This is a genomic window from Brevundimonas sp. (assembly GCF_018608325.1).
GTDB lineage: Bacteria > Pseudomonadota > Alphaproteobacteria > Caulobacterales > Caulobacteraceae > Brevundimonas.
Genome location: NZ_JABAZW010000040.1, coordinates 1 through 11663 on the forward strand (window position 1 = coordinate 1; position 11663 = coordinate 11663).

Annotated in this window: 19 protein-coding genes; 15 read left to right on the forward strand and 4 right to left on the reverse strand. The window is 67.0% G+C overall.

The window, feature by feature from the left end; all coding sequences use genetic code 11:
- Positions 1–162: 162 nt before the first annotated feature.
- The 7 genes from QZ281_RS04335 to QZ281_RS04365 all read left to right on the forward strand — a co-directional run bounded on the left by QZ281_RS04335 (position 163) and on the right by QZ281_RS04365 (position 5316).
- Positions 163–660, forward strand: coding sequence for a hypothetical protein (locus tag QZ281_RS04335; RefSeq protein WP_292225135.1), 498 nt, complete (start codon positions 163–165; stop codon positions 658–660).
- The gene (locus tag QZ281_RS04340; protein WP_292225136.1) at positions 639–1292 is read left to right on the forward strand and encodes an SGNH/GDSL hydrolase family protein; all 654 of its coding nucleotides are present in this window, start codon (positions 639–641) and stop codon (positions 1290–1292) included. Before QZ281_RS04335 ends, QZ281_RS04340 begins: the two co-directional genes overlap by 22 nt.
- A gap of 38 nt (positions 1293–1330) precedes the next feature.
- A complete protein-coding gene (locus QZ281_RS04345; RefSeq protein WP_292225137.1) occupies positions 1331–2410 on the forward strand; it encodes an acyltransferase in 1080 nt (359 codons plus the stop codon).
- Positions 2411–2532: 122 nt separating this feature from the next.
- Positions 2533–3705 (forward strand): phage portal protein, encoded by a 1173-nt coding sequence (locus QZ281_RS04350; RefSeq protein WP_292225139.1) that lies wholly within the window; start codon positions 2533–2535, stop codon positions 3703–3705.
- 26 nt (positions 3706–3731) lie between these two features.
- Entirely contained in the window at positions 3732–3962 is a 231-nt protein-coding gene (locus QZ281_RS04355; RefSeq protein ID WP_292225141.1) for a hypothetical protein, read from the forward strand.
- Positions 3959–4462 (forward strand): HK97 family phage prohead protease, encoded by a 504-nt coding sequence (locus tag QZ281_RS04360; protein ID WP_292225143.1) that lies wholly within the window; start codon positions 3959–3961, stop codon positions 4460–4462. The genes QZ281_RS04355 and QZ281_RS04360 overlap by 4 nt, the downstream gene beginning before the upstream one ends.
- A gap of 125 nt (positions 4463–4587) precedes the next feature.
- The gene (locus QZ281_RS04365; protein ID WP_292225145.1) at positions 4588–5316 is read left to right on the forward strand and encodes a hypothetical protein; all 729 of its coding nucleotides are present in this window, start codon (positions 4588–4590) and stop codon (positions 5314–5316) included.
- On the opposite strand, the gene QZ281_RS04370 is transcribed toward QZ281_RS04365, so the two are convergent.
- The 4 genes from QZ281_RS04370 to QZ281_RS04385 form a co-directional block, all read right to left on the reverse strand.
- A complete protein-coding gene (locus QZ281_RS04370) occupies positions 5313–5585 on the reverse strand; it encodes a hypothetical protein (RefSeq protein ID WP_292225147.1) in 273 nt (90 codons plus the stop codon). The two genes, QZ281_RS04365 and QZ281_RS04370, sit on opposite strands and share 4 nt — an antisense overlap.
- 601 nt (positions 5586–6186) lie before the next feature.
- A complete protein-coding gene (locus QZ281_RS04375; protein ID WP_292225148.1) occupies positions 6187–6363 on the reverse strand; it encodes a hypothetical protein in 177 nt (58 codons plus the stop codon).
- Positions 6364–6435: 72 nt separating this feature from the next.
- The gene (locus QZ281_RS04380; protein WP_292225150.1) at positions 6436–7251 is read right to left on the reverse strand and encodes a hypothetical protein; all 816 of its coding nucleotides are present in this window, start codon (positions 7249–7251) and stop codon (positions 6436–6438) included.
- 7 nt (positions 7252–7258) lie between these two features.
- Positions 7259–7903, reverse strand: a complete 645-nt coding sequence (locus tag QZ281_RS04385) for a hypothetical protein (protein WP_292225152.1) — start codon at positions 7901–7903, stop codon at positions 7259–7261.
- A gap of 45 nt (positions 7904–7948) precedes the next feature.
- Here QZ281_RS04385 and QZ281_RS04390 point away from each other — a divergent pair, with 45 nt between their 5' ends.
- The 8 genes from QZ281_RS04390 to QZ281_RS04425 all read left to right on the forward strand — a co-directional run.
- Positions 7949–9175: a phage major capsid protein gene (locus tag QZ281_RS04390; RefSeq protein WP_292225154.1), complete on the forward strand. Its 1227-nt coding sequence runs from the start codon at positions 7949–7951 to the stop codon at positions 9173–9175.
- Between the two features lie 160 nt (positions 9176–9335).
- On the forward strand, positions 9336–9602 hold the full coding sequence (locus tag QZ281_RS04395) for a head-tail connector protein (RefSeq protein ID WP_219354706.1): 267 nt from the start codon (positions 9336–9338) through the stop codon (positions 9600–9602).
- A gap of 2 nt (positions 9603–9604) precedes the next feature.
- Positions 9605–9895: a phage head-tail adapter protein gene (locus tag QZ281_RS04400; RefSeq protein ID WP_292225160.1), complete on the forward strand. Its 291-nt coding sequence runs from the start codon at positions 9605–9607 to the stop codon at positions 9893–9895.
- Complete coding sequence (locus QZ281_RS04405; protein WP_292225162.1) at positions 9892–10314, forward strand: DUF3168 domain-containing protein; 423 nt, start codon at positions 9892–9894, stop codon at positions 10312–10314. The genes QZ281_RS04400 and QZ281_RS04405 overlap by 4 nt, the downstream gene beginning before the upstream one ends.
- 54 nt (positions 10315–10368) lie before the next feature.
- Positions 10369–10779 carry a phage major tail protein, TP901-1 family gene (locus tag QZ281_RS04410; RefSeq protein WP_292225164.1) on the forward strand — a complete coding sequence of 137 codons (411 nt, stop codon included), beginning with the start codon at positions 10369–10371 and terminating at the stop codon, positions 10777–10779.
- Positions 10779–11078 (forward strand): GTA-gp10 family protein, encoded by a 300-nt coding sequence (locus tag QZ281_RS04415; protein ID WP_292225167.1) that lies wholly within the window; start codon positions 10779–10781, stop codon positions 11076–11078. Before QZ281_RS04410 ends, QZ281_RS04415 begins: the two co-directional genes overlap by 1 nt.
- Before the next feature lie 29 nt (positions 11079–11107).
- Positions 11108–11266, forward strand: a complete 159-nt coding sequence (locus tag QZ281_RS04420; protein WP_292225171.1) for a phage tail assembly chaperone — start codon at positions 11108–11110, stop codon at positions 11264–11266.
- Positions 11256–11663, forward strand: a 408-nt coding sequence (locus tag QZ281_RS04425) for a phage tail tape measure protein (RefSeq protein ID WP_292225170.1), incomplete at its 3' end; no start/stop codon positions are given. The genes QZ281_RS04420 and QZ281_RS04425, both read left to right, overlap by 11 nt.

Consider the following 11663-nt stretch of genomic DNA (forward strand, 5'->3'; position numbering starts at 1 on the left):
GCTTTATGTCGGGGCGGCGGGCAATGTGCGCGTGCTGCCGACGGGCGGTCAGGATGCGGATGCCGTGACCTTCGCCAACCATCCGGTCGGCTGGCTGCCGGTGCAGGTGCGCCGCGTGCTGGCGACCGGCACCACGGCGGCGCAGATCGTGGCGGTGTTCGATTGAGCCTGCCGGTCAATGCGCGGACAGCGGCGGCAGGCGGTGTGCTGGCCCCCGCCCGGCCCGTGTTCGACAAGCCCGATCTGCCTCGCTGGTCGGCGGCGGTTCGGGCCATGCTGGCGGGACAGAGGGACGCCCGGCTGCTGGTGATCGGCGACAGCGTGGCCCAAGGGTACGGCGCCGTTCCGGGCGGGTGGACGCCGAATGCCCGCGCCGCCGCCTGGCCCCGGCGGCTGGCGGATCAGATGCAGGCCCAGGGATTGCCGGCATCGTCGGCGTCTGTGGCGGGGGCCGGTGCGGGCGATCTGGCGACCGGCGGTTATGGCGCCTATGACCCGCGCGTCGGTCTGGGGAACGGATGGAGTGTCACGACCCTGACCAGTCTGGGGGGCAAGCTGTTTTCGACCCCCGACTGGGGAACCGATGTCTGGAGCTTCCAGCCGGATGGGCCGGTGGACCGGTTCGATGTCTATGCCGTGTGCAACACCTGCTGGGCGTGATCGCGGTGGAGACGGACGGCGTGGAGCGCGGGGTCATCGACACGATGAAGCCGCCCGCGCTGGAGCGGCATACGATCAGTTTCCCCGAGACAACGGGCCCGATCATTCTGCGGCGTCGATCCGGCGGTGGAATCTTCATCGCGGGCGGCGTGGCGTGGAAGTCGGAACTGCGTCGGGTGCAGGTCATCAACGGCGGTTGGGGCGGCTCCAGGGTCGCGGACTGGACGACGACGGATCAGGTCTATCGCGCCTATGGCGGCCTGCCGACGGTGGGGGCGGACCTGACAGTGATCTGCCTGACCATCAACGACTGGAACAACGGCACGACGCCCGCCGCCTACAAGACGCAGATGGGCTTGCTGGTCGATAAGGCGCTGCTCAGCGGCGATGTGCTGATGATGACAGGGACGCCGTCGGATCCGGCACAGGGCAAGGCGGCCTATCCGGCGCAGCAGGCCATCGCGGCGGCGGCTATCGAGGTGGCGGCGGCCAAGGGGCTGGCGACGCCTATCGAAGGAGCGGCCCTGTTCGGAGGGGCGTTCGCACCGGGCCTGATGTTCGATTCCGTCCACCCCAACGCTGCAGGTCAGGCGCGGATCGCCGAGGCTGTTCGCGCGCGCGTGATGATCTGAGGTTGAGCATCCATCGCGTGCGGTGGTAGCCGTGACGAATGGGGGGACGGTACGACAACATCCAGGTGTTGCGGTTCGCAGCGGCGGGTCTGGTCGTTGTGGCCCATGCGGTCGATCTGGCGGGGACACGGCTGGGGCTGGAGACGGTTCTGGCGGGCGGCAGGCTGGAGAATTTCGGGGCCGTGGGCGTCGATGTCTTCTTCGTCATCAGCGGCTTCATTATTGCGACGACGACGCGCGGGCAGGTGGGGCTGGCCGCCGCCGGGGGTTTTCTGTGGCGGCGGTTCCGCAGGGTGGCGCCGATCTACTGGCTGCTGTCCCTGCCGATCCTGATCGGGATGGCGCGGGGCGGGACGTTGAGCCCCGAAGTGGCCACGGCGACCTTTCTGTTCTGGCCGTTCAGCGGGCTGAACATGACCTTTCCCGCACTGGGACCGGGCTGGAGCCTGTGTTTCGAGATGCTGTTCTACGCGGCCTTCGGCGTGGCCATGATCGGCCGGCGTCGGGTCGGCTGGGGGCTGGTCGCAGCCTATCTGGCGATGCTGGCGGCGGGGCTGGTCGTGGCCTCGCCTGTGCTGAGGTTTCTGGGCGCGCCTATAGTGCTGGAGTTCCTGCTGGGCGTCGGCGTCGCGCTGATGTGGCGGCGGCTGCCCCGGCGGGCGGGCGTCTGGACGTTGGGCATGGCGCTGGCGGGCTTTGGTCTGGGGCTGGTGTTCGGATACGGCGGCATCGGCGGCGAGGCGGCGCTGAATGATCCGTGGACCGGTCTGATGCGGGCGGCTGTCTGGGGCCTGCCCAGCGCCCTGCTGGTGCTGGGGCTGGTGCGTATAGAGCGGGCGTATCAGACGCCGGGGCGATGGTGGCGCGGGCTGATCTTCATGGGTGACGCCTCCTATGCCGTCTATCTGGTTCATGTGCTGGTGATCCGGGCGTTGGGGCGGATGGTCGAGATGGCCGGGATCAAGACGTCGGGCGATGGGGTGGTGGTCGTGACGATCATCGCCAGTCTGGCGGCGGGGGCGGTGGTGCATCTGTGGATCGAGAAGCCGCTTTTGAAGCTGATGAGCAGAACCGGCCCCTCTCCCGTTGGGAGAGGGCTTGAGCGCCCGGCCGCGTAGCGACCGGGTTTGCGCGAAAGGGTGAGGGGCAGCGGGATTTGTTCAGCTGACGAACCCTCATCCGGCCCTGCGGGCCACCTTCTCCCGCTGGGAGAAGGGAGATTAGTTTTCAGGAGATTTTGATGGTTTCGATCCGATGGCCGTTTGGCCGGTCGGCGCGGTTTTCTGCGCCTGAGATCAAGGAAAGCCGCACCGGGGCGGTGGTCGCTTTTTCGGGCGTGGGCCGGGCGCGGTGGACGCCGAACGACTACGCCAGTCTGGCGCGCGAGGGGTATCAGAAGAATGCGGTGGCCTATCGCTGCATCCGCATGATCGCGGAAGCCGCCGCCGCTGCGCCCTTTGTGGTGTTTGTCGGCGGGGTGCGCGACGACAGCCACCCGTTGGCCAAACTGATGCGACGGCCCAACCCGGAACAGTCCGGCGCCGAACTGATGGAGGCGGTCTATGGCGCGCTGCAGGTGTCGGGCAACGCCTATGTCGAGGCGACCGGCGATGCGGATGGAGACGGCGCGCCGGACGAGTTGTGGGCGCTGCGCTCGGACCGGGTGAAGGTGGTTCCCGGCCGGTCGGGCTGGCCCGAGGCGTGGGACTATTCTGTCGATGGGCGTTCGGTGCGGATCGCGCGGGCGCAGGACGGGTGGGCGCCGGTGCTGCATCTGAAACTGTGGCACCCGCTGGATGACTGGTACGGGCTGTCGCCGCTGGAGGCGGCGGCGCAAGGGGTGGACGCCCACAATGCGGCGGGCGCCTGGAACAAGGCCCTGCTGGACAATGCGGCGCGGCCCAGCGGCGCGCTGGTTTATGGCGCGCGGGATGGAGAGCGGCTGACCGACAGCCAGTTCGAGGCGCTGAAGGATCAGCTGTCAGGCGTCTATTCGGGGGCGGCCAATGCGGGGCGGCCGATCCTGCTGGAAGGCGGCATGGACTGGAAACCGCTGAGCTTGACGCCGGCCGAGATGGACTTTGTCGGCGGCAAGCACGCGGCGGCACGCGAGATCGCCCTGGCCTTCGGTGTGCCGCCGCAGCTGCTGGGGATTCCGGGGGATTCGACCTACGCCAACTATCGCGAGGCCAACGCCGCCTTCTGGCGCCAGACGGTGATCCCGCTGGTGCGCAAGGCGGCGGGGGCGATGACGGGCTGGCTGGGCGAGCGGTTCTCTGACTGCGACATCCGAGCCGATCTGGACGCGGTGCCTGCGCTGCAGCCCGAACGCGACGCCCTGTGGGCGCGGCTGGAGACCGCCAGCTTCCTGACCGAGGACGAGCGCCGCCAGATGGCGGGGCTGGGCCGGTGAAGGGGCGATAGGAAAGGATTGGGGCGATGATGGAGCAATTGAAGAAGGCGCCCGCCGCCCTGATTGCGGCGCTTCTGGTGCAGACGGTCGGGGGACTGGTCTGGGCCGGAGGCGCCGCGGCGCGGATCGCCACGCTGGAGCAGCGGGTGGGCGAGCAGAGGCTGGTCGCCGAACGCCTGGCCCGGCTGGAAGCGCAAGGGGAGGCGACGCGCGCGGCGGTCGAACGGATCGAACAGAGGCTGGAGGGCGCAAGATGAGTGACGAGTGGCGAGTGGCAAGTGGCGAGAAAGGACAGGATGCGGGCGGGGCTCCTAGATGCGGCGGCTCGCCACTCGCCACTCGTCACTCACCCCTGATCATCCAGGGCTACGCCTCGCTGTGGGGCGTGGCGGACCTGAACGGGGATGTGGTGCAGGCGGGGGCTTTCGCCGACAGTCTGGCGCGGACGGGTGCGCAAGGGGTGCGGATGCTGAGCCAGCATGACGCCCGCACCGTGGTCGGCGTCTGGCAGGAAATCATCGAGGACGCGCGCGGCCTGTTCGTGCGCGGGCGGATCGAGGACTGGTCCGCCGAAGCCCGCTTCGCAGCCGCCCTCAGCCGCGCAGGGGCCATGGATGGGCTGTCGATTGGATACCGCACGGCGCGGGCGCGGCGTCAGGGACGGCTGAGGGTGCTGAGCGGCGTGGACCTGTGGGAAGTGTCGTTGGTGCCGTTTCCGATGCTGCCGGGGGCGCGGTTCAAGGCCGTGACTGAGTGACGACTTGCGACCCTTAGCGTTCATTAAGCGAGCCTGCTTGTGCCGACTGTAGCGGTGCCAGATTTCTGTTCCACTTCAGACGCCACGGACTAGACTGAAGCGCTTAATCGAGGCGGTATTCGCTAATGGGCGGTGAGATCATCTTTATCATCCCAGCGGTGCTCGGCTTCGCTGTCATGGCGACGCTCGGCGGCACGCTCGTCATCTGGCTTGTCTGGATGTTAGCGCGCCGATGGGGACCGCTCTCACGGCGAGCGGGTACATCGCACTTCCCGATCGGCGCGACTGCTGCGGTGCTGCTTGCCATCTCATTGCCTGCCGGATGCATACGAGCCTGCCAGCCTATCCCCCAGCCCGAAAGCCTCAGGACAGTGGCTGCATTCGAGGTGCCGCTGTCCTCTGCGGTCGACCGGGCCAACTTCCTGACCATCCTCACCGATGAGGCAAGTGCCGAGGGTCTCAACCTCAATGTCGAGACGGCAAAGGAAATGGAGCGCTGGGCGGAGATGTCACCCGAACTTCGCAGGTCGATCCATGCCACTGTCTATCGCGGCGGTGATCTCCGCCAAACTGCAGTTTATGTCTCCGACAGGTCCCACCTAGGCCATGCATGGATATCCTTCACCCAAGGTGAAGACCCTGCGCTGACGCGGCGCTTCCGTGAACGACTGATGTCACGGATCATTGAGCGCTGGCCTGAGACACTGAGCGTGCCGGTCGCCGCGACAGGGTCGCTTCCAAACAGAGAGGACTTGGTCCGAGGCGATCACGGCTATGAAATCGACCCGGCCAAAATGGCGGGATACATTTGTGGGACCGCTCCCGGTAACGCCCCCCATTCGGCTTGCGACTAGGCGGCCTGCCGTTTCCAGAACGCGTATGCCGCTACCCACCCGTAACTGACGTTAGCGAACTCCGTTGTGGGCGCTGTGTAATAGCCGAGAATGGTGGTGCCGTTTCCAATGCTGCCGGGCGCGCGGTTCAGGGCCGTGACTGAATGACGACTTGCGACCCACAACGGAAATTCGCGCACGCGCTGGATCAGCGCTGAGGACGCGATTTTTTCAAGCGCTCCAAAAGCAACGCTCCGCCTAACGTGGTCATGCACATTGGAAATATCCAAGGCTGATATCGATCGCCGTTGTCTGCGAAGTGGTAAAGCAAACCAACGCCGATTGTTGCGAGCGTCCAAAGGGCGAGCGCTGCATGGGCAGCAACAGCGAGCGGGCGGCGAGTCATTGTGAAAACCCTTGGTAACTATCGCACCCTGATGCAACCAGAGTGCGATCCGGTTGTCTACAGTTACGTCCACTCCCACCCATATCCGCCGTTAGCGAAGTTCGGTGTGGGCACTATGGAATGGCCGAGAATGGCGGCGGTCTTCTCCCATGTTAACGGACGAATTTTGAGGCCGTAGGGGGCTCATGAAAGCTTGCGAGGTTGGGCGGAAAACACCAGCATCAATCAATGAGCATCGTGAAGCACGGTTTGATGGCCACGTTTTCAAGCATGGCGGTCGCGTCGTGCGCGCATCTGCCAGAGCTTCCTTCTGATCCCGCACACCGATGTGAAGCCTTGGGCGGTATAGTGATGACGGAGCCGCCGACCGTGGATCGAGACGGCAGGGTCACGCCGGGGAGGTTTCACCACTGCCTCCATAACCCCCACGCGACCGAGGACGAGGTCCGCCGAGCCCGGCGTGCCTGGCACGAACGGAGCAAAACTCAAGGCTGACCGACGTCATGCTCCGTGTCGTCGTGTACCTCGGGCTTGAGATTGCCGGTGACGGTGATGGGGGGAGGGGCGTCCAGAGTGTCGCCCCGCAGTTGGCCCGGCACGACGCGGACGGCCACAGGGCGCCCATCGTCAGAGCGTCTGGGATGAAAGAACAGGCCGAACATCACACCCTCCGGTTGATCTGATGACGTGGGCGCTGTGTCGCGGATTGCAAGGTTCGAGGAATGGTCCGCGCGTCAGCGTGGTTTTATGGTCGTGAACAGGCCCTGACGGTTCAGGGTGTCGGCGAGGTTGGTCATCATCTCGCGTCCCTTGGGCGTGTGGATGAAGCGCAGGGCCCAGAAGGTGACGATCAGGGCGAAGAACCAGCCGGTGTGCAGCGCAAGGCGGGCGAACAGGAGGAGCACGACCGCTAGGCCATAGGCGCCCATATAGACCATGGCCAGTCGTCCGGCTGCTGAGGCCGACGGGTCCGACAGGCCTTCGAGCATGTCCGCGAATGCGGGGAAACCGGCGGCGGATTGCGGTGCAGACTGCTCGACAGGGACGGTCTGCGGGCGGCTTTTATGAGCGGTCTGGGATGGGGCCGGAGATGGAGTCTGGGATGTGATCTGCGCTGGCCGTTTCGGCCTGGGCGGGGCCTGTTCGGGCGCAGGGCGTGCGGGACGATAGAGGACGGACTGGCCGCGCTCATCCACGATGAAGACATCACCGAAGGGAACGGTGGACAGGTCGATGCCGCGGGTGTCCTGGCTGTAGCTCTGGCCGTGCAGGGCCGTCAGGCGGCCTTGACGCAGTTCGATCTGGAAGCCGACGGGATCAGCCAGTCCGTCGATCATCACATGGACTGTGCCGAACAGGCCGGTGGCGTCAGGGTTGCCGGTTGCGCGGTTCGCATCGACGTTGATCTGGACATAGAGGCCCGCGCCCGTGTTGCGGCGCAGGGCCACGGAGCCGGAGGCCGACTGCGCCGCCAGATCAGGCACGCTGTCGCCCATCTGCCAGACCATGGCGTCCATGACGGCGGTTTCGAGGGGCGTCAGGTGGGCCATCAGAAGATCAACGCGCAGAGGGGAAGGGCTGGCGGCGGGTTTCCCTGGCCGCCGCGACGTAATGATCGTGCATCCGGCGCAGTGAAAGCCATTGGCCGATCAGTATCACCACGCCCATCAGAGTGAAGAAGACCGGCCAGTAGGTCAGGGGTAGGGGACGGTTCAGCCAGTGAGACAGCCGTCCCAGCGGGTCCGTGATCGTGGATACGAACAGCAGCGATCCAGCCGCCAACAGGAAAACTACGTCGAGCGGGACTGAAATCAGGCGGTGAACCGGCCTGCCCCAGACGGCGACAACCGACTGCAGGAAGGGCGGCAGGCTTTCGATGGGCGGTTGTTCGTCAATGCGCAGAAACTGTCCGACTGGCACGGGATCGGGCCGATCCGGCATCTGCATGCGCTGCAGAACAGGCAGGGCGCGGGTGCGTGCGCGTTGTGCGGGCCACTGAAGCCAGCCGATGAGGAAGGCGATCAGGCCCGGAATGAATGGCGCCAACTTCAGCAGCCAGTTCTCAGGGTCAACAGTGATGAATGACGAGTTCGTGGTGAAGGCGAACACGGTCAGCATCCCTAGCGGCAGCAGGCCCCAGCCCAGCTTGAACAGCCAGGAGCGCCGAAGCGCGTTCAAGAATTTCGGGGACGTGTGGATCACGCCCCGACCCTAACCGCAAACTGCGGTTCTTCAACCGGAGAGATCATGAAAGAGACCAAACAGGCTTCCGCCTCGCCGGAGGCGCGCGCCGCCATGCATGAGATGATGGCCGCGTTCGAGGCGTTCAAAGGGGCGAATGACGCCCGTCTGGGCGAGATCGAGAAGAAGGCCGCAGCGGATACGCTGCTGGAGGAAAAGGTGGCGCGCATCGATCAGGCGGTGGCGGCGGCGCAGTCGCGTCTGGACCGGGTGATGAGCCAGAACCGTCGTCCGCTCATCGGGGGCGAACCGGCTGAACCCGTGGCGGCGCCGGAGGCCAAGGCGGCCTGGGACGGCTATCTGAAGACGGGTCAGTCCGGCGGTCTGGAGGTCAAGGCGGGCCTGTCCAGCGGTGCGACCTCGGGCGGCTATGTCGTGCCGTATGAGACCGAACGCGCCATCGAGCGGCGTCTGATGGCGGCGTCGCCGATGCGTGAGATCGCCACGGCCCGCACGGTGGCGGCGGGCGTGTTCAGGAAGCCGGTCTCGACGGCGGGCGTGGCCTCGGGCTGGGTGGCGGAAACGGCGGCGCGACCCGAGACGGACCCGGCGACGCTGGCCCTGCTGGAGTTCCCGTCGGCGGATCTGTACGCCAATCCGGCGGCGACGCAGGCTCTGCTGGACGACGCCATGGTCGATCTGGACGAATGGCTGGCCGCCGAGGTCGAGGACGCCTTCGCCGCCCAGGAGACGCAGGCCTTCGTCAACGGCGACGGGACCAACAAGCCGCGCGGCTTCCTGAGCTATGCGACAGTGGCGGATGCGGGCCAGACCTGGGGTCAGGTCGGCTATGTCGCGTCTGGCGCTGCGGGCGGTTTCGCCGCGACCAGTCCGGCGGATCGCCTGATCGACCTGATCTATGCGCCCAAGGCCCAGTATCGCCCGAACGGCCGTTTCGTGATGAACCGCAAGACGGTGTCCAGCGTGCGCAAGTTCAAGGACGCGGACGGCAACTACATCTGGCAGCCGGCGGCGCGTCTGGGCGAGACGGCGAGCCTGCTGGGTTATCCGGTCACCGAGATCGAGACCATGCCGGATGTGGCGGCCAACAGCCTGTCGATCGCGTTCGGCGACTTCCAGAGGGGCTATCTGATTGTGGATCGTGCCGGGGTGCGGGTGCTGCGCGACCCCTATTCGGCCAAGCCCTATGTGCTGTTCTACACGACCAAGCGCGTGGGCGGCTGGGTGCAGAACTTCGACGCCATCAAGGTGATGAAGTTCGCTGCGACTTAAGGCGCGGCCGCCTGGGGGCGGCCAGTGATGAGTGACGAGTGGCGAGTGGCGAGAGCCGCTCGTCCATTCGTTCGATGACAGACGGCGACGTAGGCATGACGGGGCGATGCTCGCCACACGTCACACGCCGCTCGCCACTTCCGAGCAAAGCGAGATTTCCATGGCCGCACCGGTGACGCTGGCGGAGGCGAAGCTGTTTTTGCGCGTCGAGCATGAGGCCGAGGACGGTCTGATCCAGACGTTGATCGAGGCCGCGAAGGCGCGGGTGGAGGGGGATGTGGGCCTGAGCCTGACATCGACCTCGCCCGCGCCGCTGCGGCTGGCGATCCTGATGCTGGCGTTAAGAGCCTATGAGCGGGGCGAGCCCGAGATGGCGATGGCGCCGGTCGAGGCCTGGCTGGCGCCTTACCGCGTGGTGCGGCTGTGAGAATGCTGGCGGGGCTGTATCGGGCGGTGGAGGCCCAGACGCCCTACGGCGGGCGCAGCGTCACGTTCACGGCGGTGGGTTCGACCTGGCTGAAGTGCGGGGCGCGCAGGCGCACTGAGCGCGGCGAGGGCGACCAGAGGCGCGCAGTCGAAACCCTGAGCGCCGAGGCGCGGGATGATCCGCGTCTGGCCGCAGGACGGGTGCTGAGGTTCGGCGGCTGCGACTGGAGCATCGTTTCGGTCGAGCCGCTGAGGCCCGGACGCACGCAACTGATGCTGGAGCGGGTGCGATGACGGATCATGAAAACGCGCTGCAGAAGGCGATGCTGGCGGCGCTGAAGACGGATGCGGCGACGGACGCCCTGCTGGCCGGGCGGATCTGGGATCAGGCGCCGGAGGATGCGGACCTGCCGCATCTGATCATCGGTCGGTGCGACAGCCGCCCGGTGGCGGCGGACGGATGCGGGGTCGAACAGACCCTGATCCTGACCGGCGTGTCGCGGTTTGCAGGGACGCAAGAGGCCAAGGCGGTTGCGGCGGCGGTGCGCGCCTGTCTGCATGAACGCAGGCTGGAGGCGGACGGGGTGCGGACGGTCAGCCTGCGCGTGACCGCCAGCGAGGTGTTCCGCGCAGCCGACGGACGACGGACCTGGGCGGTGATGCGGCTGAGAGCTGTGACGGAAGTCAGTGGCGAGTGGGTTTTGGGAGATTGAGCCCTCGCCACTCGCCACTGACCACTCGCCACTCATGAACAAAACGAGGGAAAAATGGCGGCACAGGCGGGCAAGGATGTCTTGCTGAAGATTGAGGGCGCACCGGGTGTGTTCACGACGGTGGCGGGTCTGCGGGCGAGGACCATTTCGCTGAACGCGAAGACGGTGGATGCGACGGACGGGGACAGCGCCGGTCGCTGGCGCGAACTGCTGGCGGGCGCGGGCGTGAGGTCGGCGGCGGTGTCGGGGCAGGGCATCTTCCGCGATGCGGCGTCGGATGCGCTGGTGCGTGAGGCCTTCTTCGATCAGGCCGCGAAACGCTGGCGGCTGGTGGTGCCGGACTTCGGCGTGCTGGAGGGGCCGTTCCTGGTGGCGGCGCTGGAATACGCCGGGGAACACGAGGGCGAGGCGACATTCGCGCTCAGTCTGGCCAGCGCAGGCGCCATCGGGTTCAGCGTGATCTGATGGCGGCGGCGAACGGGGCGCGGGGCGAGGTCGAGGTCGTGCTGGGCGGCGAACGGCGGCGGGTCTGCCTGACGCTGGGGGCGCTGGCGGAGATCGAGACGGGGCTGGGCGTCGCTGGTCTGGCGGCAGTGGCGGAGCGGATGAAGGCGTTGTCGGCCTGTGATCTGCTGATCGTTCTGGCGGCCTTGCTGCGGGGCGGAGGCGAGGGGCAGGCGGCGGATCTTCTCAGTGAATCAATGATTGATTTACGCGAGGCGGCTCAGGCTGTGGCCCTGGGTTTCGCGGCGGCGGCTGCGTGACGCTGAACGCTGTGACGCCGTGGGGCGAGATGCTGAGGATCGCCGCGCAGATGGGCGTGGCCCCCGAGGCCTTCTGGCGGCTGTCGCTGAAGGAATGGCGGATGCTGACCGAGGCCCCGCGTGGCGCGGCGCCGATGGGGCGGACGGCTTTGAAGCGTTTGATGGAGGACTGGCCCGATGGCGGATGAAACCCGGCGCATGGACGATGTTGCGCTGAAGACGGCAGAGGCCGCCGCCGCGCTGGAGGCGTTGAAGGCCCCGGCAGAGAATGCGGCCGACGCCATTGAAAGCGCGTTCGGACGGGCGGGGAACAGTCTGGCCCGTTCGCTGGCGCGAGCGGCGTCGGACGGGGAGATATCCCTGGCGGAACTGGCGCGTGCGGTGCTGACCGCAGTCAATGCGGCGGCGGGCGGCAAGGGCGGCCTGAGCGGCGCGATCCAGGCCGCGATGAGCAGTTTCGGCGGTGCGCGGGCGGAGGGCGGACCGGTGCTGGGCGGCGGCGCCTATCTGGTCGGAGAGCGCGGGCCGGAGGTGTTTCGTCCGGCGACGGGCGGGGCCATCGAGCCGGTCAGCGGCGGCGGCGTG